This window comes from Sphingopyxis sp. (assembly GCF_016793825.1).
Taxonomy (GTDB): Bacteria; Pseudomonadota; Alphaproteobacteria; order Sphingomonadales; family Sphingomonadaceae; genus Sphingopyxis.
In genome coordinates this window covers 74448-99112 of the sequence record NZ_JAEULM010000019.1, presented here as the reverse complement: position 1 = coordinate 99112, position 24665 = coordinate 74448, and the positions used below count along the sequence as shown (strand labels likewise).

The following is a 24665-nucleotide window of genomic DNA, read 5'->3' as shown; positions in this document are numbered from 1 at the left end:
GTACGGGAATAAGGGACGGTTAAAAGCGAAAACTCACCTCCACGCCGGCGCTCTTCGTGTCCCCCCAGGGAAAGATGTGGACGCGGTCGTTCGCCCTGGTGGTGACAAGATGACCGGTTGCCGTGCCGATGGCGGCGCCAACGAGGACGTCGCCCACGCGATGCTTCTTCGCCTCGACGCGGCTGAGGCCGACGAAGGATGCGACGATATAGGCCGGAAGCCCCGCTTCCCAGCCATACCGGTTGTGCAGGGTCGCAGCCGCCGCGAAGCTGGTCGAGGTGTGGCCCGAGGGGAAACTCTTGTTGTCGCTTCCGTCCGGGCGACGCGACGGGAAGGCTTCCTTGAGGCCTTGGGTGATCAGGATCGTGCCGCCGATGCTGCCGCCGGCTTCGAGAACGCCCTCCCAGTCGCCCTGCACGGCGGGGGCGCCGAATGCCGCGACGATCAATGCGTTCTTCGCCACCGTTCCGGCATCGTCCCAGCCCTTTTCGCTGGCTTCGGCGGGCGTTACGGCGCTCAGCGCGAGAATCGCGGCGACGCCGGCCGTCCTGATTCTGTTCATCGATCGGTCTCCCTGAAAAGGATCCCCTCTTTCCTGGGTACCCAAGTCATATCGCGTCGCTTTGCCCAGGCCAAGAACTAGTGAGGATCACGCCGCAAATGCGGGCGCTGCCAGCCGCCGCTATATATCAAATGGCGATTATAGCTATTGCGAACTATTTGCAAAAAAACCCGATTTTTCGTCCTTTTCGCTGTTGTTTCCTTAAGGGAATCGGCGTAGTGGCGGCGCCAGTCTTTGGGACCGGCGAGGTGCTTTCAGCCCGTGCCCGCGCCGATCCGTGAACCACTTGCCGGGCTTGCCAGGAAGGGAGTGCCGCGCGCCATGGGACGCAAGAAGATCGCATTGATCGGAGCCGGGAATATCGGCGGAACGCTGGCGCTGCTCGCCGCGCAGAAGGAACTGGGCGACGTCGTCCTGTTCGACGTCGTCGAAGGCGTGCCGCAGGGCAAGGCGCTCGACCTGTCGCAGGTCGGCCCGATCGCCGGTTTCGATGCCAGGATCACCGGCACCAACGACTATAAGGACATCGCGGGCGCCGACGTCATCATCGTCACCGCCGGTGTCGCCCGCAAGCCGGGCATGAGCCGCGACGACCTGCTCGGTATCAACCTGAAAGTCATGAAGGCCGTCGGCGAAGGCATCAAGGCGAACGCCCCCGACGCCTTCGTCATCTGCATCACCAATCCCCTCGACGCCATGGTCTGGGCGCTGCGTGAATTCTCCGGCCTCCCGCACAACAAGGTCGTCGGTATGGCGGGCGTGCTCGATTCGGCACGCTTCAGCCACTTCATCGCCGACGAATTCGCCGTGTCGGTGAAGGATGTGAACACCTTTGTGCTCGGCGGCCATGGCGACACGATGGTCCCCGTCGTCCGCTATTCGACGATCAATGGCATCCCTGTTCCCGACCTCGTCAAGATGGGCCTGTCGACGCAAGAGAAGATCGACGCGATCGTCAAGCGCACCCGCGGCGGCGGCGGCGAGATCGTCGCGCTGCTCGGCACCGGCTCGGCCTTCTACGCGCCCGCTGCATCGGGTATCGCGATGGCCGAAGCCTATCTGGGCGACCAGAAGCGTATCCTGCCCTGCGCCGCCTATGTCGACGGCGAATACGGCGTCGACGGCCTGTACGTCGGCGTGCCGGTGCAGATCGGTGCGGGCGGCGTCGAGAAGATCGTCGAAATCGAACTCGATGGCGCTGACAAGGCGGGCCTGCAGGTCTCGGTCGATGCGGTCAAGGAACTGCTCGATGCGTGCAAGGCGCTGGATCCCAGCCTTGCTTAAGCCGATGATTTCTGCCGGATTGCTTGTTGCTGTTTTGGCGACACCTGTATCCGCAGAAACTGTTGCGTCGCCCGACCTCGGCCGGGCGGCGGCTTCGGCGTTCAAGGACACCTGTCTCGCTACCCGAGGCAAAGGCAAGGATGCGGCGATTTTTGCGATTTCGGCTCGGCCCGGCATCGTGGAAGGCCAAAGTTTGCCGGCCTATGGCGGTGGCGAGCCGATGCGAACCTTCAAGGAGGGTTCGATCGAGTATCTTGTGCGTGCGAGTAAGAAGGGCCGGTATGGCTGCTTTGTCGTCATCGAGGGCGGAGCCGGACAGGCCGAATCCGTGAAAGCCGCAATTGATACGTTCGATGGCGTTCAGGCCAAGCCGGCGAAGGCTGGCAAGAAGGGCGCCTACACCTGGTCCTTTGCGGGTTCGAAAGACGAAGTTCGGCTCATTCCCAATTCGGATGTCGGCGGCATCCTGATCAATCTAGAGGTAAATTAATGTCCATTCTCATCGACAAGAACACCAAGGTCATCACGCAGGGCATGACCGGTGCCACGGGCACCTTCCACACCGAACAGGCGCTCGCTTATGGCACGCAGATGGTCGGCGGCGTGACGCCGGGCAAGGGCGGCACGACGCACATCGGCCTGCCGATGTTCAACACCGTCGAGGAAGCGAAGCATGCGACCGGCGCGACCGCGTCGGTCATCTATGTGCCGCCGCCGTTCGCCGCGGACTCGATCCTCGAGGCGATCGATGCCGAGATTCCGCTGATCGTGGCGATTACCGAAGGCATTCCGGTGCTGGACATGGTCAAGGTGAAGCGCGCGCTGTCGGGTTCGAAATCGCGCCTGATCGGCCCGAACTGCCCCGGCGTGCTGACCCCGGGCGAATGCAAGATCGGCATCATGCCCGGCAGCATCTTCTCGAAGGGCAGCGTCGGCGTCGTCTCGCGTTCGGGTACGCTGACCTATGAAGCGGTGTTCCAGACCACCAACGTCGGCCTTGGCCAGACGACCGCGGTCGGCATCGGCGGCGACCCGGTCAACGGCACGAATTTCATCGACGTCCTCGAACTCTTCCTTGCGGACGACGCCACCAAGTCGATCATCATGATCGGTGAAATCGGCGGCGATGCCGAGGAACAGGCGGCGCAGTTCCTGATCGACGAAGCGAAGCGCGGCCGCAAGAAGCCGATGGCCGGCTTCATCGCGGGCCGCACGGCGCCTCCGGGCCGCCGCATGGGCCATGCCGGCGCGATCGTGTCGGGCGGCAAGGGCGACGCCGAAAGCAAGATCGCGGCGATGGAAGCCGCCGGGATCAAGGTGTCGGCGAGCCCGTCGGAACTCGGCACGACGCTGGCCGACGTTTTGAAAGAGCGCGTCTGATCGACTGGCCCGCCGGCATCCTTCGCCGGCGGGCATTCGTCCCTATATAAGAATACCCATTCCTTCCTCCCCGTGGAAAAGCAGATGAACCTCGAACGACAAAGCTTCGACATCGACGAACCGCAGGCCGGCCCGAGTTGGGCGCCGAAGAACTGGCCGCCGATCGACAGCGATGACCTGACCGCCGCGCTCGATCCGCAGCAGATGCAGGTCGCGGTGAAGGCCGCTGCCGCCCGGGCGGGCGCGCCGCTGTCGAGCGCCGAGGTCGAACGCGCGGCCGACGATTCGATCCGCGCGATGATGCTGATCCGTACCTATCGCGTCCGCGGACACCTTGCCGCGAAGCTCGACCCGCTTGGCCTCAGCACGCGCGAGCTTCCCGGCGACCTGACCCCCGAATATCACGGCTTCACCGGCGCGGCGCTCGACCGGCCGGTCTGGCTTGGCGGCACGCTCGGCCTCGAAAAGGCGACGGTGCGTGAGATCGTGGCGATCCTCCAGGCCAATTATTGCGGCGCGGTCGGTCTCGAATATATGCACATCGCCGATATCGCCGAACGCCAGTTCCTGCAGGAACGGATGGAAGGCGCCGACAAGATCATCGAATTTTCGGTCGAGGGCAAACGTGCCATCCTGAACAAGGTGATCGAGGCTGAGGAATGGGAAAAGTTCCTCGCGCGCAAATATGTCGGTACCAAGCGTTTCGGTCTCGACGGCGGCGAAAGCATGATCCCCGCGATGGAAGCCATCATCAAATATGGCGGCCAGTACGGCGTGAGGGAAATCGTCTATGGCATGGCGCACCGCGGGCGGCTCAACATGCTCGCGAATGTCATGGCAAAGCCCTATAAGGTGATTTTCCACGAGTTTTCGGGCGGCAGCGCGAACCCCGACGACGTCGGCGGATCGGGCGACGTCAAATATCACCTCGGCACCTCGACCGACCGCGAATTCGGCGGTGTGTCGGTGCACATGTCGCTCGTCCCCAACCCCAGCCACCTCGAGGCGGCCGATCCTGTCGTGCTGGGCAAGGTGCGGGCGCAGCAAGTGGTGCGCGACGATCTGGAAAAGCATGAGCAGGTGCTGCCGGTGCTGATCCATGGCGACGCGGCCTTCGCGGGGCAGGGAATCGTCTGGGAATGCCTCGGCTTCTCCGGCATCCGTGGCTATAATACCGGCGGCTGTATCCATTTCATCGTCAACAACCAGATCGGTTTCACGACCAGCCCGCAATATGCACGCTCGTCGCCCTATCCGTCGGATGTCGCAAAGGGCGTGATGGCGCCGATCCTGCACGTCAACGGCGACGATCCCGAGGCGGTGACTTTTGCGTGCAAGCTGGCGATCGATTTCCGCCAGAAGTTCAAGCGCGATGTCGTGATCGACATGTGGTGCTATCGTCGTTTCGGTCACAATGAAGGCGACGAACCGTCGTTCACGCAGCCGCTGATGTATGCTGTCATCCGCCAGCATCCTCCGGTTTCGCAGCTTTGCGCAGCAAAGCTGGAAAGCGAAGGCGTGATCGACGCCGGCTGGGCCGACGCGCGCCGCTCCGAGTTCGTGGCGCGCCTCGAAAGCGATTTCGAGGCTGCGAAGAGCTACAAGCCGAACAAGGCCGACTGGTTCGCCGGCCGCTGGTCGGGGCTGCACACCCCCGCCGACACCGAAAACGCCCGCCGCAACATCGCGACCGGCGTGTCGGACAAGCTGTTCGATTCGATCGGTCGCACGTTGACGACGATCCCCGGCGATCTGGAAGTCCACAAGACGCTGCGCCGCGTGATCGACGCGCGCGCCGCGATGTTTGCGGACAAGAGCGATACCGAAATCTTCGATTGGGCAACGGCGGAATCGCTGGCCTTCGGAACCCTGCTCAGCGAGGGCTATCAGGTCCGGCTGTCGGGGCAGGATTCGGGCCGCGGCACCTTCAGTCAGCGTCACGCCGTCTGGGTCGACCAGAAGGACGAGCATAAATATGTCCCGCTGACGACCGTTCCGCACGGTCGGTTCGAGGTGCTCGACAGCCCGCTGTCCGAATATGGCGTGCTGGGCTTCGAATATGGCTATGCGATGGCCGATCCAAAGAGCCTCGTGCTCTGGGAAGCGCAGTTCGGCGACTTCGCCAACGGGGCACAGATCATGATCGACCAGTTCATCGCTGCGGGCGAGGCCAAGTGGTTGCGCGCCAACGGCCTCGTGATGCTGCTACCGCATGGATATGAAGGGCAGGGGCCGGAGCATAGCTCGGCCCGGCTCGAACGCTTCCTCCAACTCTGCGCGGGCGACAACATCCAGGTGTGCAATATTTCGACCCCGTCGAACTATTTCCACGTCCTGCGTCGCCAGATGCTGCGACCGTTCCGCAAGCCGCTGATCATCATGACGCCGAAATCGCTGCTCCGTCACAAGCTCGCGGTGTCGCAGCGATCGGACTTCATCGGCGATGCGCATTTTCGCCGCATCATGTCCGACCGGACGCCGCCGGCCGATGCCGACGTCCGGCGTGTCGTGCTCTGTTCGGGCAAGGTCGGCTATGACCTGATGGAGGCGCGCGACGCGGCGGGACAGACCGATACCACGGTGATCCGGATCGAACAGATCTATCCCTTCCCGGGCGAACCGCTCGCCATTCGCCTGAAGCGGATGCCGAAGCTGGAAGAGGTCGTCTGGGCGCAGGAAGAACCGCGCAACAACGGCGCCTGGTTCTTTGTCGAACCCTTCATCGAGGAGGCGCTGAATGCATCGGGGCACAAGGGGATGCGCCCCCGCTATGCCGGGCGCGCGGCCGCCGCGTCGCCGGCGACCGGCTTGATGAGCCGTCACCAGACCGAACAGTCGGCGCTCGTTGCCGATGCGCTCGGCCTGTCGGTGCGGGCGGAAATCCGGCGCGCGAAGAACAAGGCCTGAGTTTTTTAAGATGGGACCGCGCCACCGCGCCCCATCTCCGACTATGTGACAATGGCTCTCTGCTTTGGCAGGGAGACGGAAAGAGAAGAAACGATGAGCACCGAAGTCAAAGTCCCCACGCTGGGCGAAAGTGTCACCGAAGCGACGATTGGCGAATGGTTGAAGAAGCCGGGGGACGCCGTCGCGCTCGATGAGCCGATCGCCAGCCTCGAAACAGACAAGGTTGCCGTCGAAGTCCCATCGCCCGTGGCGGGCGTGTTGGGACAACAGCTTGCCGGTGTCGGCGACACGGTCAATGTCGGCGCGGTGATCGCGACGGTCGAAGCGGGCGCAGCCGCCGCGCCGGCCGCCGCCGCCTCGGCCGCCCCCGCTCCCGCAGCGGCCGCGTCCGCACCCGTGGTCGCGAGTGAGGATTCGGTGACGACGCTGTCGCCGGCGGTTCGCCGCCTTGTCCTCGAGCACGGGGTCGATCCGACGAAGATTCAGGGAACGGGCAAGGATGGCCGGCTGACCAAGGAAGACGTCCTGGCCGCCGCCAGCGCCGCGCCGGCTGCGACTCCGGCCCCGGCCGCAGCGCCCGCCGCCGCACCGGCCGCGAGCGGCGCGCCGGGTCGCCGCGAAGAGCGCGTCAAGATGACGCGCATGCGTCAGACGATCGCCAAGCGGTTGAAGGCGGCGCAGGATACCGCTGCGATGCTCACCACCTTCAACGACTGTGACATGTCGGCGGTGATCGCGACGCGCGACCGCTATCGCGAAACCTTTGAAAAGAAGCATGGCGTCCGCCTCGGCTTCATGAGCTTTTTCACCAAGGCGGTGGCGCTGGCCGCGCACGATATCCCGGCGGTGAACGCACGCATCGACGGCGATGAAATCGTCTATCACGACTATCTCGACGTCTCGGTCGCCGTCAGCGCACCCAACGGGCTCGTGGTGCCGATCGTTCGCAATGCCGACAGCCTGTCGTTCGCCGATATCGAAAAGGCGATCGCCGACCTCGGCAAGCGCGCCAAGGACGGTACGCTCACGATGGACGACATGACGGGCGGTACCTTCACCATTTCGAACGGTGGCGTGTTCGGCGGTCTGATGTCGACGCCGATCATCAATCCGCCGCAGTCGGCGGTGCTCGGTCTCCATCGGATCGAGGATCGTCCGGTCGTACGGAATGGCGAGATCGTGATCCGTCCGATGATGTATCTGGCGCTCAGCTATGACCATCGCCTGATCGACGGCCGCGAAGCGGTGACGTTCCTGAAGACGATCAAGGAAGCGATCGAGGATCCCACGCGGTTGCTGATCGATCTCTGAGGAACCGCAAACATGGGGATCGGCTATTCATTAATCCGCACCAGCCTGGATAATATCGAGGCATTGCGTGGACGCCCCGAGGCTGTCGCTGAGTTCGTGTATCAGGACCCAGGAGCCTATGTCGCGCCGAAACCCGGCTTTCTTTCGAGACTTTTTGACTCTCCTGCCAAGGTGGCGAAGGTTCCCGTGCCCGAACGATCAGACGGCGACGAAACCGGTCTCGATAAGTCTTGGCATATCGTGCATTACCTTTTGAGTGGAGATTCTGGTCGAGGTGCAGGCCCGTTGGCGATTATCGGGGACGACTTGCATCCACTGGCAGATCTCGATCTGGGACTTGGAAAGCCGAATGTCATTTCCGCGGAAGCCGCGAAGGCCTTTACGGTAGCGGCGGCAGCAATGAGTGAGGTCGATTTCCTCGTCCGCTATGTGCCCGATGAGATGCCACTCGACGAACTCTATATGGGCGAGGTCGTCGCTCGCGGCGATGTGGATGACATCAGGGAATATGCTCTGGAAAATTTCCATGTGTTGAGAAATTTTGTCCGGCAAGCCGCCGAAAACAACGAAGCAATTATCACCTACTATTCATGAGCGGATTTGATCATGGCTGATTACGACTACGACGTCCTTGTCATCGGTGCCGGTCCCGGCGGTTATGTCGCGGCGATCCGCGCGGCGCAGCTCGGCCTGAAAACCGCCTGTGCCGAAGGGCGCGAAACGCTGGGTGGCACGTGTCTCAACGTGGGCTGCATCCCGTCGAAGGCGATGCTCCACGCATCCGAATATTTCGAGGCCGCCGCGGGTGGCGCGATGGCGGCGATGGGCATCAAGGTAAAGCCCGAACTCGACCTTGGCACCATGCACGGCCAGCGCCGCGACGCGGTGAAGGGTCTGACCGGCGGCATCGAATTCCTGTTCAAGAAGAACAAGGTAGACTGGCTGAAGGGCTATGCGCAGTTCACCTCCGCCGACACCGTCGAGGTCGCGGGCAAGAGCGTGCGGGCGAAGAATATCATTATCGCAACGGGTTCGTCGGTGACGCCGCTTCCCGGCGTTGCGGTCGATAATGACAAGCAGGTCATCGTCGATTCGACCGGCGCGCTGGAACTCGCGAAAGTGCCGGGACATATGGTCGTGATCGGCGGCGGCGTGATCGGGCTGGAACTCGGCAGCGTGTGGCGCCGCCTCGGTGCGAAAGTCACCGTCGTCGAATTTCTCGACCAGATCTTGCCAGGCATGGACGGCGACGTCCGCAAGGAAGCGAACAAGATCCTCAAGAAGCAGGGGATGGAATTCAAGCTCAAGACCAAGGTCACCAAGGCCGAAGTGAAAGGCAAGAAGGCCGTACTGACGCTCGAACCCGCCGCCGGTGGCGATGCGGAAACGCTCGAAGCCGATGTCGTGCTCGTCTCGATCGGGCGCCGCCCGAACACCGACGGGCTGGGCCTCGACAAAGCGGGCCTCAGCGTCAACCAGCGCGGCCAGATCGAAACCGACCATGATTTCCGCACGAGCGTTCCCGGCATCTGGGCGATCGGCGACGTCGTGCCCGGCCCGATGCTTGCGCACAAGGCCGAGGACGAAGGCATCGCCTGTGCGGAAAATATCGCGGGGCAGACCGGCATTGTGAACCACGATGTCATCCCGTCGGTCGTTTATACCTGGCCGGAAATCGCGGGCGTCGGCCTGACCGAGGAGCAGGCGAAGGAACGCGGCGAGGTCAAGGTCGGCAAATTCCCGATGATGGCGAACAGCCGCGCCAAGACCAACCACGAGCCCGACGGGTTTGTGAAGGTGATCGCCGATGCCAAGAGCGACCGCGTGCTGGGCGTCTGGTGTATCGCCAGCGTCGCCGGCACGATGATCGCGCAGGCCGCACAAGCAATGGAATTCGGTGCGACGTCCGAAGACATCGCTTACACCTGTCACGCGCACCCGACGCACAGCGAGGCGATCAAGGAGGCCGCAATGGCGGTGACGGGCAAGCCGATCCACATCTGAGGACGACGAGGGGGGCGACGATGGCAGCGAAGCATGCGTTCCTGACGGCGGCTTTGCTTGCCCTGTCGTCTCCGGCGTTGGCTGCGGAAGCAGTCCCGGCGCCGGACCTGTCGGCTGCAAACGCGCGACTGGCGGCGATCCTCGACAAGAGTTACCCCACGCTGGAGGCGCTCTACAAGGATTTGCACTTGCACCCCGAGCTGGGGATGCAGGAGGTCCGGACCGCGGGCATCCTTGCGCAGCACCTCCGCAAGGCGGGCTTCACTGTTACCGAAAAGGTCGGTGGTACAGGCGTCGTCGCGGTGCTGAAAAATGGAGCCGGCCCCACAATCCTCGTCCGCGCCGACATGGATGCGTTGCCGATGGAAGAAAAGACCGGACTCGCCTGGTCGAGCAAGGCACGCGCGATATATGAGGGCAAGGATGTGCCCGTCATGCATGCGTGCGGGCATGACACGCATGTCGCCTATCTGGTCGGGGTCGCGCAGGCTCTGGCAGCGATGCGCGACAGCTGGTCGGGAACCGTCGTGCTGATCGGCCAACCTGCCGAAGAACCTCTGAAGGGCGCGCGGGCAATGCTCGACGACGGGCTGCTGACGCGCTTTCCAAAGCCCGACTTCGGTTTCGCGGCGCACGTCACGAACCTTCCGGCCGGCACCGTGGCGATCAAGGCCGGCGCATCCTCCTCGGCGTCGGACAGCTATGCGATCACTTTCCACGGTCGCGGTGGCCACGGATCGATGCCCGCGGCGACGATCGACCCGATTCCGATCGCGGCGCGTTTCGTTACCGACGCGCAAACCGTCGTCAGTCGCGAGAAGGATCCGGCAGCATTCGGCGTGTTGACAATCGGTGCGATCAACGCGGGCAGTGCGCCGAACATCATTCCCGACCGCGCCGAGGTAAAGGTCAACCTGCGCTCGCAATCGCCCGCCGTGCGCGAACTGCTGCGCAGCGGGACTGCACGGTCGGCAAAGGCTGCCGCAGCGATGGGCAATGCACCGGAACCGACGATCACCTATCTCGGCGGCACCGGCGTGCTGATGAACGACGAGACGATGGCGACCGCCGCCGCGGCGGCGCTGGCGCCAATATTCGGCAAGGGCCTGCTTTTCGCACCTGCCAGCGGGCAAGCGATGTCGGGTAGTGAGGATTTCTCCGAGTTCGTCGATGCCGGCGTGCCGTCGCTCTTTTTCGGCATCGGCGGATATGATCCCGCCACCCTCGCCGCGCTCAAGGCCAGAGGCGAACCGGCGCCAACCAATCACTCGCCTTTCTTCGCACCGAGTGCGGAGCCGGCAATCCGCAACGCCGTCGCAGCGATCGTGCTGTCGATCGTCGGCGGTGTCCATCCGGCCCCGAAATAGTGGACATGTTGCCGGGCATCGATAATGCGCTGATCGTCCGCCTGCTCGACCTGGTCGGCATCGGCGTTTTTGCCCTGTCGGGCGCGCTCATGGCGGTCCGCCTCCGCCAGACGCTGATCACCGCCTGTTTCTTTGCGCTGGTAACCGGCGTCGGCGGCGGTAGCGTGCGCGACCTCCTGATCGGGGCGCCGGTCTTCTGGGTGCAGGACGGTGCTATCGCGGCGGTGTGCATCGCGATCGCGTTCGTCGTCTGGATAACCCACGAACGCTGGTGGGAAGGGCAGTTGCTCGAATGGGCTGATGCGGTCGGGCTCGCCGCCTATGCGGTGTTCGGAACCGCGAAGGCGCTCGCATGGGGGGTGCCGCCGGTGCCCGCTCTCCTGATGGGGGTCATCACCGGCTGCGTCGGAGGAACGATCCGGGATATATTGGCGGGCGTTCCCTCGATCATCGTTCGGCCCGAAATCTATGTGACCGCAGCGGCGCTGGCCTCGGGTCTGTTCCTCGTGCTCTTATGGCTCGGCGCGGGGACGCCGGTGGCAGCGGTCGTCGGAGCGAGCGCCGGATTTTTGTTGCGCGGTGCAGCAATTCGCTGGTCATTGGCCCTTCCTGCCTATAGGGGGCCCCGCGAATCGCGGTAAACAGCGGCCTAACCGAGCCGCAACGCTCCGTTTAACTTGATCCGATAGGATCGCGGCTGACGTGCAGGGGAGCGCGTCGTGGGGACCGTTCGAGTTTTGTCGACATTGCTGATCCTTTTCGGCGCCGGTGTCGAGGCGTCTGACTGCGCGAGCGCGTGCGGCGAACCGGCGATGACCGGGCGATGGATCATGGGCTTTTCGCTGGTCATCTTCCTTTTGCCGCTGGCCGTATCACCGGCTTCGCGGGCCTTTTTTCGCCGGCTGTTGACACCGCTGGTACATGGGCGACCGCGCCTGTCGATCCTGACGCGATTGATGGGCTGACAAGCGGGTGAACAATATGGCACTCTTCGTGCCATGAGCGTCCAGATTGCCGATATCGCCCGTCAGGTCCGCGACCAGGCGACCGTCTTGCCCGACCTTTTCGGTCGCTTCGATTTCGACCGGGCGCCTGAGCGCTGGGCTGCGGAGCCTGATGACATGAGCGAACTGACGCCGGTGCGCGGGATCGACCGTGCGGCCTATCTGGCCGATGCTGATCTCGTCGGGCGGATCCGCGAATATACGATGCTGGGCGACCGGACGGGCGACGCCTATGCCGCGCTGATGCCGACGCTTGGCTTTCCGCGCACGGTCGCGATGCTGGTCGAGGCGTGCGATAAGGGGGTTGAGGCCGTTGCCGACGCGCCGCCGCAACTCGTCGCGCTGATCCGCGAAATGGAGCAGCGGCCGGCATGGGTCGACATGACGCTGGTCGAAGAGGGTGCGGCCTATGAGCGCAACGCGACCGCGAATCTGGCGCCGTTTCTGATCCGCGGCGCCTTTATCGCGACCTTCCTCAACAAATATTCGGCGCTGCCGATGGCACTGACCGGTACGCTGGGTCATGCGACCGCGGCGCGGCGGGTCAAGGAGACCGCCACTTTCTTCGCGACCACAGCGTTGCCGGGAGCGCTCGATCGGTTCGGTCCGGGGTTTAAGGCGGCGGCGATGGTGCGGCTGATGCACTCGATGGTGCGCGTCAACGTGCTGTCGCGGCCGGGAATGTGGGATGCGGAAACCTATGGCATGCCGATCCCGCAGCTCGACCAGATGCCCGCCGGGCTTATTCCGATCTATTTCCTGTCGCAGGACGTCCTCAAAGCCGGCCGCACCTCATTCAACCGGCTGGAACGCGGGCGCGTCGAACTGGCGCGCTATCGCTGTTTTCTGCTCGGTCTGCCGGAGGATTTGCTGGCTGATACGCCCGAAGAGATCGTCCGCATCTGGCGTACACGCAGCGCGACGCTCCGCTACGAATATGACGATCCGGTCTGCGGTGGCCTGTTGCGCGCGACGATGGAGGCGGAACTGTCGAACGATCCATCCCCGTCGGGTCGCGTCAAACGCCGGCTTGAACGTTCGGTGAGCCGGGTTTTCTTCGTCAAGGCGTTTCTGAGCGGCGACGCGGCGCGTGCAGAAAGCGTCGGCGTGCCGGTCGGGCGGCGCGACCATCTGCTTTACGGCGCAACGATGCTCGCGCTCGCGGGGCGCATGGCGGCGTACCGCGTCGCCTCGCGCGTGCCGGGCCTGCGCCGGCTTGCCGACCGCCGCCTTGTGCGGCGCATCAACCGACAGCTTGCGGGCTACGGGCGCGCGGAGTTCCAGTCCGACGCCGCGCATTATCGTCCCGCGACGGCTTGACCGCGCCGCACATCGCGGCATGTTGTCAGGCTCATGACAAAGGATCGGACCGCTATGGCGACGGAGCAGACGACGGCAAACGGCATCAGTATCACGTACGAGGACAAGGGAGCGAAGGACGCGCCGGCGATTCTGCTGGTCATGGGCCTTGGCGGTCAACTCACGCTTTGGCCCGACGAATTCGTCGATGCGCTTGTCGCCCATGGTTTCCGTGTCATCCGCTATGACAATCGCGACGTTGGTCTGTCGACGCGCTTCGACGCCGCGGGCGTCCCCAATCTCAAATGGATGTTCGTCAAGGCGGCGTTGAAGCTGCCGGTGCGAAGCGCTTACACCCTTGCCGACATGGCGGCCGACGGCATGGCGCTGCTCGATCATCTCGGCATCGACCGCGCGCATGTCGTCGGCGCCTCGATGGGCGGGATGATCGCGCAGCATATCGCGGCGCGCTATCCCGGCCGCGTGCTGTCGCTGACCTCGGTCATGTCGACGACGGGGAATCCGCGCCTGCCGCGCGCGCAAAAGGAAGCGATGCGGGTGCTCGCCAACCGGCCGATGAGTGGCGATCCCGAAGCGATGATCGCCTATTCGGTCAATGCCGCGCGGGTGATCGGCAGCCCCGACTATCCGGCCGAGGAAGCGCGGCTGCAGCGGCGGGTGCGCAACGACTATGAGCGCGGCTGGTACCCACAGGGCGTTGCGCGCCAGATGGCGGCCATCGTCGCCGACGGCGACCGGCGCGAAATGCTGAAGGGGGTCCGGGCGCCCACGCTCGTGATCCATGGCGAAGCCGATCCGCTGGTTCCGATCGCGGGCGGGCGCGACACGGCGGCGAGCATTCCCGGCGCGCGGCTGCTGACGATCCCCGGCATGGGACACGACCTGCCGCTGGCGCTGGTCGATACGCTGGCGGATGCAATTGCCGAGCATGCGAAGGGCGTGGCCGTCGCGGCCTGATATTTCCCCTCCCGCCAGCGGGAGGGACTACGGAAGCAACAGCGCCAGCGTTCCGAGGAAGCTCTTCGCTTCGGCGTCTCCGCGTCGCGGTACGGCCGGCAGGAAGGCACGGCAGTCGAGGCAGCTTGCCTGCACCGACCCCGACCGGGTGAGCAATGTCAGGTCCTGCACCAGCCGCCGTTCGGTCAGCTGGCGGTTCATTGCGGCGATGCCGAACCAGCCGCGCGGAAGGCTTGCCTCCTGTTCCTGTTCGGCGCCGGTCAGGCCAGCGATCATCTTGGAAAACTCGCTCGGTTCGTCTTCATAATATTTCGCGTGGTACGCGCCATCGACTTTCGCCATCTTTGCCGCCGCGGCCAGCGCGTCGGGCAAACCGCCGAACTGATCGACCAGACCAAGCTGGCGGGCGGTGCCGCCGGCCCAGACGCGGCCTTCGGCGACGGTCCGGATCTTCTCGATCGGTTGCTTGCGGCTTTTCGCGACAAGCCCGGTGAAGCGGGCGTAAATATCCTCGACGCTGGCCTGCGCGAGCGCGTTGAACTCGTCATTGACCCCGCCGAAGACGTCGGGCTGGCCCGACAAGGGTGTCGTCGCGATCCCGTCGGCGTTGACGCCGATCTTGGCGAGCGCCTGATCGAAGCTGGGGATGATGCCAAAGACGCCGATCGATCCGGTGATCGTTTCGGGTTCGGCGAAGATGCGATCGGCGGGGGTCGATATCCAATAGCCGCCCGATGCCGCGACATTCGCCATCGATACGATGACGGGCAGCTTCTTCGCCTTCGCCTGGAGCAGCGCCTGCCGGATTTCTTCCGACGCCAGGACCGATCCGCCGGGCGAATCGACGCGCAGCACGACCGCGCTGGTCCCGCTGTCGGCGACCGCGTCGAGGATATGTTTGGCGATCGTCGTGCCGCCGGCCGACCCATTCGGTGCTTCGCCGTCCACGATCTCGCCGACCACGGGGATCACTGCAATCGCGGCGCCCTTCGTTGCGGGCGGGTTGGCGGCGACCCAGTTTTCGAGCGGGATCGCGGCATAGTCCCACGGCCGGCTGTCGTCATAGGTGCCGCTGATTTCCGCCACGCGGGCGTTGAACGCCATCCGGCTGCCGACCTTGTCGATCAGCCCGGCATCGAGCCCCGCTTTCGACAGGTCGTTGCCGGCCGCTTTCACCGCGCCCGCGGTGTCGGCGACAAAGGCGTCGATCTTTGCGGCTGGCCGGGCCTTTTTGACGTCGCTCAGCCAGCTTTCCCAAAGCGCGCCGGCATAAGCCATGTCGGCGGCCTTCGCCTCGGGCGACTGGTCGCTGCGCAGATAGGGTTCGACCGCGCTCTTGAAGGTGCCGACGCGATAGATGTGCGCGGTGATGCCGAGCTTGTCCATCAACCCCTTGTAATAGAGCCGCGAACCGCCCGGTCCGGCGATCGCGACGCCGCCGATGCTGTCGGACCAGATTTCGCTCGCATGCGCGGCGACCTGGTAGCTGTCGGTCGTATAGGCGGTTGCAAAAGCGAGGACCGGTTTTTTCGCGGCGCGCACCTTGTCGACCGCGGCGCCGATTTCGGCGAGCGAGACCTGCCCGGCGCCGAGGAAACGGTCGAAGTCGAGGACGACCGAGGTTATGCGCTTGTCGGTCGCGGCCGTTTCAAGGGCGTGGACGACGTCACGGGTACGGATTTCCTTCAACTGGTTGCCGCCGGACAGGGCGGCAAGCGGATCGATATCGGCGGGCTGTTCGGTCACCACGCCATCGAAATCGACGACGAGCGCGCCCTCGCTGACCGGCAGCGACGCATTGGGCCGCGCCGCCAGCAGGCCGAACAGCAGCGCGAAGAACATCAGCAGGAAGACCAGCGCCAGCCCATCCTTGATCGCGACGAGCAGGTGCCAGACCTTGTGCGGAAAGCTTGTACCGCTTCGCGGCTTGTCATCGCCGGGTGACGGGCGGCGAACGGGAATGGCCCAGGGGCCGGCGGGATCGTTCTGCGAGGTCGCGCTGGTATCGGTCATGCGGCGAACCTAGGGATGCCGCCCGTCCTTGGCAATGCACGCTTCGACCGGCGTGCGACAGGGAGGGGGTGAACGACAGGCGCGATCAAACGACTGGTATCGAACGAGGAAGCGTCACAGCCAGCCTTGGCTGCTGTACCAGCGCACCGTGTCGGCCAGCGCTTCCTCGGTATCGAGCGCGGGGGACCACAATGCCCGAGGAGGGCTGGCGCCGGAGCCGGCAACCCAGTCCGGATGCGCGATATAGCGCGCGCGGTCCGGGGTCAGCTTGGCGGCGCGGCGGCGGACAAGCGTGTCGATCCGGCCGGCGCCCTTCAGTACCGCCACGGGAATCGCGAGTGTCGAAACGCGCGTACGACCCACCGCCCGCCCGATGGCCCGCGCGAAGTCGCGATGCGACCAGCCGGCCGGTGTGCCGTCGTCGGGCTCATAGCTCTGACCGACGCTGACGGCAGAATCGCCGGCCAGCGCAACCAGCAGGCGGGCCAGTTCATCGACATGGATCGCCGACATCCGCCCGCGCGGAGGGATCAGCATCATGCCGCGCCGCGCCATACGGAACAGGTCGAGCATCTCGGTGTCGCCAGGGCCGAATACTGCGGGCGGGCGCACGATCGTCCAGTCGAGTCCGCTTGCCCGCACGATCGCTTCGGCGCGTTCCTTCGACCAGCCGTAGTTGGAAAGAGCCGGCTCTCGCGCGGCGAGCGAGGAGACATGAACCAGCCGGCGAATTCCGGCGCCGCGTGCCGCCTCGATGACGTTCGCGGTCGCGGTCGCGTTCCCGGCTTCGAAATCGGCGCGCGTCGGGACGTTCACGACGCCGGCGATGTGCAGGACCACGTCGCTGCCCGCCGCCAGTTCGGCGAGGCTGGTCCGATCGTCGAGTGCTCCTGGAATCCACGTCACGCCGTCACGGTCGTCCTGCGGGCGCCGGGTCAGCGCGCGAATGTGCCAGCCCGCCGCCACCGCCTGTGCCAGCGTGGCGCGCCCGACAAAGCCGGTTGCCCCGGTCATCGCCAGGATATGTCCGCTCACAGCAACACCATGTGGTCGCGATGAACGACCGCGGTGCGCGGCGCATAGCCGAGCGCTGCCTCTTGCGCATCGCGGCCGAGGCCGGCGATCGCGGCGGCGTCGGCGGCGGTATATTCGGACAGGCCGCGCGCGACGACGCGCCCGTCGGGACCGCTGATGTCCAATATGTCGCCACGCGCGAACTGGCCCGACACGGTGGTCAGGCCGGCGGCAAGCAGGCTCGCGCCGCCGCTCAGCGCCCGGACCGCTCCCGCGTCGATCGTCAGCCGGCCTTTCGCCGTCAGCCCGCCCGCGAGCCACGCCTTGCGCGCGCTGGCGCCCTTTTCGGCGACGAAGATCGTATGCCGCGCCTCGGTCGACAGCGGCCGTTCGATGCGTCCCGACGCGATCGCAAGATGGGCGCCCGCGGCATTGGCAATGCGCGCGGCCGCGACCTTCGACACCATCCCGCCCGATCCCATGCCCGATGCCGACCCGGAATCGGCCATCGCCTCGATCGCGGGGGTGACCCCCTCGACGCGCGCCACATGGACCGCACCGGCAAGCGCGGGGTTCCGGTCGTAGAGGCCGTCGATATCGGACAACAGGATCACCCCGCCGGCACCCGCCGCCTGCGCAACGCGCGCCGCGAGGCGATCGTTGTCGCCGAAGCGGATTTCCTCGGTCGCGACGCTGTCATTCTCGTTGATCACCGGGACGACGCCCAACCCGAGCAGCCGATCGAGCGTGGCCGACGCATTGAGATAGCGGCGGCGATGTTCGAGATCGTCCAGCGTGACGAGGATCTGCGCCGCGGTCAGCCCTTCGGCGCCCAGCACGTCGGCCCAGACCTGACTGAGTGCGATCTGGCCGGTCGCCGCAGCGGCCTGCGCATCTTCCAGGCTGGCGCGGCCGCCCTTGGTCAGCCCCAGGCGCCGGGCGCCGAGCGCGATCGCACCCGATGAAACCACCGCGACCTGCTGTCCGGCGCGAACGCGCTCAGCGATATCGGCGGCGATCCCCGCGAGCCACGCGCGCCGCACCGCGCCGTCCGGATCGACGAGCAGCGCCGATCCGATCTTGACGATCAGGCGGGGGCAGGCGGTGGGGACGAACAAGGTCATGGCGCCGCCGATAGCGCGGAGAGCGCGCCGCGCCAATGCGAATGTCCCGACGCGGCCGGCCCATCACGCCATCGAACGACGGCGAGCCCGATCAGATCGGCGACCAGTCGCTCGATGCTTCGCCGTCCTCCTCGTCGTCGGCGCCCGGCTCGGGCTGACCCACCGCTTCAAGCAGCTTGTCGAGCACGGCCTCGATTCCCGCACCGCTCGCGCCCGACAGCGCCATCACCGGATGGCCGCTTTCGGCCTCGAGTTCGGCGGACAGCGCCGCGATCAGTTCGGCGTCGAGCGTATCGATCTTGTTGAGCGCCACGATCACCGGCTTGTCGATCAGGTCGGCACCATAGGCTTCGAGCTCGTCGCGGACGATACGATAGCTGGTGGCGACATCCTGATCGTTCGCGTCGACGAGGTGAAGCAACACGCGGCAGCGCTCGATATGCCCGAGGAAGCGGTCGCCGACGCCGGCGCCGTCGGCCGCGCCCGCGATCAGGCCGGGAATATCGGCGACGACGAATTCATTGCCCTTATGGCTGACGACGCCAAGTTGCGGCCGCAGCGTGGTGAACGCATAGGCGCCGACCTTGGCCTGCGCATTGCTCACCGCGTTGATGAAGGTCGATTTCCCCGCGTTGGGCAGGCCGACCAGACCCGCGTCGGCAAGCAGCTTCAGCCGCAGCCAAACCCACATCTCTTCGCCGGGCCAGCCGGGGCCGTGCTGGCGCGGGGCGCGGTTGGTGCTGGTCTTGTACGAGGCATTGCCGCGCCCGCCGTCGCCGCCGCGCAGGAAATGGATGCGCTCGCCTTCCCTGGTGAGGTCGGCCAGCAAGCTTCGATCCTCGTCGTCGTCCAGGATCTGCGTGCCGATCGGTACCTGGATGACCAGATCGGGGCCGCCCGCGCCGGTGCGGTCGCGACCGGAGCCGGGGGTACCGCGCTTCGCCTTGAAATGTTGCGTGTATCGAAAATCGATCAGCGTGTTGAGACCGGCGACGGCTTCGAAAATGACGTCGCCGCCCTTGCCGCCGTTGCCTCCGTCAGGGCCGCCATATTCGACATATTTCTCGCGCCGGAAGCTGACGGCGCCGGGGCCGCCGTCGCCGGACTTGATGAAAATCTTGGCTTGGTCGAGGAAATGCATCGGGCGCCTTTAGGGCGAAGGCGCCGAAAAGGCCAGCTTTGCGTCAGCTCCGCCGACCGATCCCGTGCGACAGCATCGATTCGAGCGCGATCTCGCGCGCACGGCTGCGTGGCACGCCCAGTGCGCGTGACAGCGGTCCGCCGAAGAGCGCGTCGCCGAGCGCCATCAGGACGAGTTGCATCGTTTCGTCCTCGATCGGGGCTTCGTCCTCGCCATGATCTTCGCGCAGTTCCTCGACAAGGTCGTGGATCGCCTTCAGGATCGGGTCGAGCGCATTCTCGTTGCCTGACAGGATCATCCAGCTTGCCAGCGCGCCCGCGCCGCCAGTGTCGAAGGCATCGAAGGCGAGATCGACGACTTCGCGCGGATTCTGGTCGTTCGCCCGCTGGCGAAAGATCGTCTCGCGGATCGTCGTGGTGATGAACGCTGCCATCTTCCCGATCAGCGCCTGCTGTAACCCGGCGGCGCTGCCGAAATGGTGCAGCAGATTCGCGTGCGTGCGGTCGACCCGCGCCGCGACGGCTTTCAACGTGACCGCCTGCGGGCCGCTCTCGATCAGGATTTCGCGGGCTGCCTCGAGCGCGGCGGACCGGCTCTCCTCCGGGCTCAGCCGCTTCTTTACTGCAATTGACACCACTGTAAGTAGCCTTTAACTTGGACCCCATAGGACGTCCCCACGTCCTGAACTCCCTTTTCGACGGTGCAGACCATATGTCCAGCCTTTCCCGCTCCCCCACCCCCCAAGACCTGTCGATTACGCCGCGCGACATGCGCTTTGGCCGCGATGACCGACAGGGGCGCTGGTGGATGAATGGTGATCCCGTCGCCTCGGCCTTTCACACCGCGCTGTCGGTGACCTTCCCGAAAGGGGAGGCGATGTTCATCGAGGCGGTGAAGGCGCATCGCGACGGCGTTCCCGACAAGCTGGCGCGCGAAATCCGCGCCTTTACGCAGCAGGAAGTGATCCACAGCCGCGAGCATGTCGTCTTCAACAGGAAGGCGGCCGAAGCGGGGTATGACCTATCCGAACTCGAGGGCGACGTCGACGAGGTGATGGACCTGATCAAGGCGAGGCCACCGATCGTCAACCTGATGGCGACGATCGCGCTGGAACATTATACCGCGATGATGGCGGCTGTGATGCTGAGGGACCCGAAGATGTACGACGGGGCCGAGGCGGAATGGGCCGCGCTGTGGAAATGGCATGCGGCCGAGGAGATCGAACATAAGGGCGTCGCCTATGACACCTGGTTGCATGCGACACGGGACTGGAGCCGTTTCCGGCGCTGGCGCGCGAAGTTGCTGATGATGCTGCTCGTCACGACCCGCTTCTGGCCGCGCCGGGTCAAGGGCATGAAGGCGCTGCTCGCGCAGGATGGCCTGACCGGATGGCGCATTACGGCGCGAATCTGGTGGTATTTGCTGGGATCGCCCGGCATATTGCGCCGCAGTTTCCTGCCCTGGCTGGCCTATTTCATGCCCGGCTTCCATCCGTGGAACCACGACGATCGCGCGCTGATCCGCAAATATGAAAGCGACTATGCCGACGCGGTGATGCCGGCACAGGCGTCGGCACCCGAACTCGCGGCGGCGGCCGCCTGATTTCAGCTCGCGCGCGCGGGTCTCCGGAGCGGTCTTCTCTCTCCCTGTCTCCGGGGCCTGCGCGCGCGGGGATGCGGGCCGATGCGGCGAACGCGGGCTGGACCTTCCTGCCCAACTCCCATATCCCGATGACGGGTCGGGGGAGACGAAATGCAGCCTCAGATGTCGGCGGCGGAGATCACGCAGCTCGAGCTGCAACTGGCGGGCCGCTCATCCCTGCTCGAATTCGGCTGTGGCGGCAGCACGCTGATCGCAGCGCGGCAGGTCCAAAAGATCGTCAGCGTCGACAGCGATCCCGAATGGCTGGCCAATGTCGGTACGAACCTGGCGCGCGCCGCGATCGATTTCACGCCTTTTCATGCCGATATCGGCCCGACGCGCGAATGGGGATACCCCGCTGACGAACGCCGGCTGCGCGACTGGCCGCGCTATCATACGGCCATCTGGCGACGGCTCGCCGGCAGTCCTGATGTGGTCCTGATCGACGGGCGCTTTCGCGTCGCCTGCCTGTTGCAGTCGATCATCCATTGCAAGCCCGACTGCATCCTGTTGTTCCACGATTTCTTCGACCGCGCCCACTATCATGTCGTTCTGCGCCATGCGGAGGTCCTTGCGCGCGTCGATACGCTGGCGGTGATGCGCGCCAGGCCGCAAGTCGACGGCAAGGCCGTGCTGCACGACCTGTTCGATCATTTCCTGGTTCCCGATTGACCGGCGGCGCTGCGGTGCGGCATGTCGGCGCGATGTTCACATCGCCCCCGATCATCGAAACCGACCGCCTGCGCCTTCGGGGCATGCGCTACACGGACAAGGACGTCCATATCGCGATGTGGGCCGACCCCCGCGTCACGCGCTTTATCGGCGGTGAACCGCGTGAGCCCGACGTGAGCTGGGGAAAATATCTGAGTTCGGCCGGGCTCTGGCCGGTGATGGGGTTCGGATACTGGGTTTTTGCCGACAAGGCCAGCGATGCGCTGATCGGCATGGGAGGACTAAGCTATTTCTGCCGCGGGATCCCCGAACTCGAAGGGATGCCCGAAGCTGGATGGGCATTCGACGCCGACCATTGGGGTGCGGGCTATGCGACCGAGGCGATGACCGCGGCGCTGGGGTGGGCGGACGCGAACCTCGACGCCAAGGAGGTCCGCTGCATCATCGACCTCGGCAATGACGCCTCGGAGCGTGTGTCGGCCAAGCTCGGCTTTCGTCGGATCGGCGACAGTGATGCGCTGGGGCATATCGTCGCGATCTATGCACGGCCGCGCGGCGGGTGACCGGATATTGCGAGGAGCGGCAGATGCTTTCGCTTCGTTCGCAAGACAGTGAAATCGCCTAGGGTCCTGCCCCTAGGCCGCCTCGACCACCAACACGCCGCCGTCGGCGCTGACGACGCGGACTTTCGCGCCTTCGACAGTGTCGGGGCCGCGCACCGGCCATTCGCCGTCGCCGACCCTGGCCCGGCCGCGACCGTCCTCGATCGCTTTCGTCACCGTCAGCACTTCGCCGACCAGCCGCTCGCCGCGCTGGTTGAGATGCGGGTCGGTCGTCGTGATCGGATTCGCCTTCAGCCAGCGCCGGCCACCATAGAGCGCGACGAATGACAGGATCGCAAAGATACCGAGCTGGAGCGGGATGCTCAGCGGCACGACCCACGCGATGACACCGGTGACGATCGCGGCGGCGCCGATCCAGATCAGGAAGAATCCGGGCGCGACGATTTCGGCGGCAGCCAGCAGCACGCCGAGCGAGAGCCAGGCCCAATGCGGTTCCATATTGGCGATGAAGTCGGGCATGTCAGGCGCCCGTCTTGCGTTCGATCGCGTCGCGCGCGAGTTCGCCGATGCCACCCAGCGTGCCGATCAGTTGCGTCGCCTCGACTGGGAACAGGATCGTCTTCGCGTTCGGGCTGGTTGCGAACTGGCTGACCGCTTCGACATATTTCTGCGCGATGAAGTAATTGATCGCCTGCGCATTGCCGCCGGCGATCGCGTCCGACACCATCTGCGTCGCCTTGGCTTCGGCCTCGGCCTCGCGCTCGCGGGCTTCGGCATCGCGGAATGCGGCCTCGCGGCGGCCCTCGGCTTGCAGGATCTGGCCCTGCTTCTCGCCCTCGGCGCGCAGGATTTCCGATGCGCGCATCCCTTCGGCTTCCAGGATGTTGGCGCGCTTTTCGCGTTCGGCTTTCATCTGTCGTGCCATCGCGTTCGAAATGTCGGCGGGTGGCCGGATGTCCTTGATCTCGACGCGGGTGATCTTGACGCCCCAGGGCGTCGTCGCGTCATCGACGACGTGCAGCAGCCGCGTGTTGATTTCGTCTCGCTTCGACAGTGTTTCGTCGAGGTCCATCGATCCCATCACGGTGCGCAGATTGGTCGTCGTCAGGTTCATGATCGCAAGATACAGGTCGCTGACTTCATAGGCGGCCTTCGCGGCGTCGAGCACCTGGAAGAAGACGACGCCGTCGACGGCGACCATCGCGTTGTCCTTGGTGATGATTTCCTGTCCCGGAATATCCAGGACCTGTTCCATCATGTTCACCTTGCGCCCGACGCGGTCGAAGATCGGCATGATGAAATTGAGGCCCGGCTGCGCCGTGTGCGTATAGCGACCAAAGCGTTCGATCGTGTAGGCATAACCCTGTCGGACCGGCGTCAGCGCCCAGATCAGGAAGACTAGGGCCAGTACGACCAGCGCCAGCGCGAATTCCATCGATCATCCCTCCCCAAAAATTGCGTCTTTGCAAACTTGCTTCCTTATTGCGGCAATGCTGCGTCTGCGCCACAGAAAAGCGCATGACCCCAAATGACTATCCGCCCCGCTCGCTGCTCTATGTTCCCGGATCGAATGCGCGTGCGCTTGAAAAGGCGCAGGGGCTCGCCGCCGACATGCTGATCATCGACCTCGAGGACGCGGTTCCGTTCGACCGCAAGATTGAGGCGCGCGAGGCGATGCGGCGCGCGGTCGAGGCAGGCTATCCGGGCAAGCGCGTCGCGGTGCGCGTCAATGCGACGGGGCGCTTCGAGCAGGAGGCGGACATCACCGCGCTCTATGGTCTCGCGATCGATGCCGTGGTGCTTCCCAAGGTCGATGCGGTCACCGACCTCGATCCCGTCCGCGCGCTCGGCGTGCCCGTGCTGGCGATGATCGAAACCCCGGCGGCGATCTATGCCGCACACGACATCGCCTCCGATACGGCGGTCGCCGGGTTGATCGCGGGACTCAATGACCTGGCGCACGAACTCAAACTTCCCGGCGGAATGGATCGCGGCGCGATGAGCCACGCGATCCAGATGATCGTGCTGGCGGCGCGCGCGGCCGGCGTATGGGGGTTCGACGGGGTCTATAACGCGATCGACGATGCGGCGGGTTTCGCGGCCGAAGCGGCCGAAGGGCGGCGGCTGGGTTTCGACGGCAAGAGCCTGATCCACCCTTCGCAGGTCGATCCTTGCAACGCCGCCTTTGCGCCCTCTGCGCGCGAGATCGCCGAAGCGGAGAGCCTGATCGCCGCGGCGACCGGCGGCGCGCAACGCCATGACGGCCGGATGATCGAAGACATGCACGTCGCCGCGGCGCGCGCGCTGCTGGAACGCGCGGCGCGCTGACCCCTTAACGGGAAGGCAAGAGCAGACGCCGTTCGTCGTTCGACGAACGCGCCTTGCCTGTCCGCGGCGGAAA

At 65.1% G+C, this 24665-nt stretch carries 24 protein-coding genes; 16 read left to right on the top strand and 8 right to left on the bottom strand.

The features are described from left to right. Positions 1-19: 19 nt before the first annotated feature. Positions 20-562: a phosphatase PAP2 family protein gene (locus JNM03_RS04760; RefSeq protein ID WP_294034834.1), complete on the bottom strand. Its 543-nt coding sequence runs from the start codon at positions 560-562 to the stop codon at positions 20-22. Between the two features lie 321 nt (positions 563-883). Here JNM03_RS04760 and mdh point away from each other — a divergent pair, with 321 nt between their 5' ends. From mdh to JNM03_RS04700, 12 genes are all read left to right on the top strand, one after another. Next, positions 884-1846, top strand: coding sequence for a malate dehydrogenase (gene mdh, locus JNM03_RS04755; protein ID WP_294034817.1), 963 nt, complete (start codon positions 884-886; stop codon positions 1844-1846). After that, the gene (locus JNM03_RS04750; RefSeq protein ID WP_294034815.1) at positions 1812-2336 is read left to right on the top strand and encodes a hypothetical protein; all 525 of its coding nucleotides are present in this window, start codon (positions 1812-1814) and stop codon (positions 2334-2336) included. The genes mdh and JNM03_RS04750 overlap by 35 nt, the downstream gene beginning before the upstream one ends. Further along, positions 2336-3226, top strand: coding sequence for a succinate--CoA ligase subunit alpha (gene sucD / locus JNM03_RS04745; RefSeq protein WP_294034813.1), 891 nt, complete (start codon positions 2336-2338; stop codon positions 3224-3226). Before JNM03_RS04750 ends, sucD begins: the two co-directional genes overlap by 1 nt. Before the next feature lie 84 nt (positions 3227-3310). Further along, a complete protein-coding gene (locus JNM03_RS04740) occupies positions 3311-6133 on the top strand; it encodes a 2-oxoglutarate dehydrogenase E1 component (RefSeq protein WP_294034811.1) in 2823 nt (940 codons plus the stop codon). 93 nt (positions 6134-6226) lie between these two features. After that, complete coding sequence (odhB, locus tag JNM03_RS04735; RefSeq protein WP_294034809.1) at positions 6227-7444, top strand: 2-oxoglutarate dehydrogenase complex dihydrolipoyllysine-residue succinyltransferase; 1218 nt, start codon at positions 6227-6229, stop codon at positions 7442-7444. A 12-nt stretch (positions 7445-7456) separates the two neighbouring features. Then, positions 7457-8038, top strand: a complete 582-nt coding sequence (locus JNM03_RS04730) for a DUF1877 family protein (RefSeq protein ID WP_294034807.1) — start codon at positions 7457-7459, stop codon at positions 8036-8038. Positions 8039-8050: 12 nt separating this feature from the next. Continuing rightward, the gene (gene lpdA, locus JNM03_RS04725; RefSeq protein WP_294034805.1) at positions 8051-9448 is read left to right on the top strand and encodes a dihydrolipoyl dehydrogenase; all 1398 of its coding nucleotides are present in this window, start codon (positions 8051-8053) and stop codon (positions 9446-9448) included. Between the two features lie 20 nt (positions 9449-9468). Next, positions 9469-10815 carry an amidohydrolase gene (locus JNM03_RS04720; protein WP_294034803.1) on the top strand — a complete coding sequence of 449 codons (1347 nt, stop codon included), beginning with the start codon at positions 9469-9471 and terminating at the stop codon, positions 10813-10815. A gap of 5 nt (positions 10816-10820) precedes the next feature. Continuing rightward, complete coding sequence (locus JNM03_RS04715) at positions 10821-11456, top strand: trimeric intracellular cation channel family protein (RefSeq protein ID WP_294035330.1); 636 nt, start codon at positions 10821-10823, stop codon at positions 11454-11456. A gap of 78 nt (positions 11457-11534) precedes the next feature. Continuing rightward, entirely contained in the window at positions 11535-11780 is a 246-nt protein-coding gene (locus JNM03_RS04710; protein WP_294034802.1) for a hypothetical protein, read from the top strand. Positions 11781-11813: 33 nt separating this feature from the next. Then, on the top strand, positions 11814-13139 hold the full coding sequence (locus JNM03_RS04705) for an oxygenase MpaB family protein (RefSeq protein WP_294034800.1): 1326 nt from the start codon (positions 11814-11816) through the stop codon (positions 13137-13139). 33 nt (positions 13140-13172) lie between these two features. After that, positions 13173-14096: an alpha/beta fold hydrolase gene (locus tag JNM03_RS04700; RefSeq protein ID WP_367235635.1), complete on the top strand. Its 924-nt coding sequence runs from the start codon at positions 13173-13175 to the stop codon at positions 14094-14096. A gap of 27 nt (positions 14097-14123) precedes the next feature. On the opposite strand, the gene sppA is transcribed toward JNM03_RS04700, so the two are convergent. From sppA to JNM03_RS04675, 5 genes are all read right to left on the bottom strand, one after another. Beyond that, on the bottom strand, positions 14124-16109 hold the full coding sequence (gene sppA, locus JNM03_RS04695) for a signal peptide peptidase SppA (RefSeq protein ID WP_294034798.1): 1986 nt from the start codon (positions 16107-16109) through the stop codon (positions 14124-14126). Positions 16110-16223: 114 nt separating this feature from the next. After that, entirely contained in the window at positions 16224-17123 is a 900-nt protein-coding gene (locus tag JNM03_RS04690; protein ID WP_294035327.1) for an NAD(P)-dependent oxidoreductase, read from the bottom strand. A gap of 17 nt (positions 17124-17140) precedes the next feature. Then, positions 17141-18247 (bottom strand): glutamate 5-kinase, encoded by a 1107-nt coding sequence (gene proB / locus JNM03_RS04685; protein ID WP_294034796.1) that lies wholly within the window; start codon positions 18245-18247, stop codon positions 17141-17143. 91 nt (positions 18248-18338) lie between these two features. Next, positions 18339-19388 (bottom strand): GTPase ObgE, encoded by a 1050-nt coding sequence (obgE, locus tag JNM03_RS04680; protein ID WP_294034794.1) that lies wholly within the window; start codon positions 19386-19388, stop codon positions 18339-18341. A 43-nt stretch (positions 19389-19431) separates the two neighbouring features. Beyond that, positions 19432-20016: a TetR/AcrR family transcriptional regulator gene (locus JNM03_RS04675; RefSeq protein WP_294035325.1), complete on the bottom strand. Its 585-nt coding sequence runs from the start codon at positions 20014-20016 to the stop codon at positions 19432-19434. Between the two features lie 83 nt (positions 20017-20099). Between JNM03_RS04675 and JNM03_RS04670 the strand changes: the two genes are divergently transcribed. The 3 genes from JNM03_RS04670 to JNM03_RS04660 all read left to right on the top strand — a co-directional run bounded on the left by JNM03_RS04670 (position 20100) and on the right by JNM03_RS04660 (position 22264). Continuing rightward, entirely contained in the window at positions 20100-20990 is an 891-nt protein-coding gene (locus tag JNM03_RS04670) for a metal-dependent hydrolase (protein ID WP_294034792.1), read from the top strand. Between the two features lie 150 nt (positions 20991-21140). Then, positions 21141-21701 carry a hypothetical protein gene (locus tag JNM03_RS04665; protein ID WP_294034790.1) on the top strand — a complete coding sequence of 187 codons (561 nt, stop codon included), beginning with the start codon at positions 21141-21143 and terminating at the stop codon, positions 21699-21701. Between the two features lie 32 nt (positions 21702-21733). After that, complete coding sequence (locus JNM03_RS04660; RefSeq protein ID WP_294034788.1) at positions 21734-22264, top strand: GNAT family N-acetyltransferase; 531 nt, start codon at positions 21734-21736, stop codon at positions 22262-22264. A 72-nt stretch (positions 22265-22336) separates the two neighbouring features. Here JNM03_RS04660 and JNM03_RS04655 read toward each other — a convergent pair whose 3' ends face one another. Both JNM03_RS04655 and JNM03_RS04650 read right to left on the bottom strand, forming a co-directional pair. Further along, a complete protein-coding gene (locus JNM03_RS04655; protein ID WP_294034786.1) occupies positions 22337-22783 on the bottom strand; it encodes an NfeD family protein in 447 nt (148 codons plus the stop codon). A 1-nt stretch (position 22784) separates the two neighbouring features. Further along, on the bottom strand, positions 22785-23699 hold the full coding sequence (locus JNM03_RS04650; protein WP_294034784.1) for an SPFH domain-containing protein: 915 nt from the start codon (positions 23697-23699) through the stop codon (positions 22785-22787). An 83-nt stretch (positions 23700-23782) separates the two neighbouring features. Between JNM03_RS04650 and JNM03_RS04645 the strand changes: the two genes are divergently transcribed. Continuing rightward, entirely contained in the window at positions 23783-24592 is an 810-nt protein-coding gene (locus tag JNM03_RS04645; RefSeq protein ID WP_294034782.1) for a CoA ester lyase, read from the top strand. Positions 24593-24665: the final 73 nt, after the last annotated feature.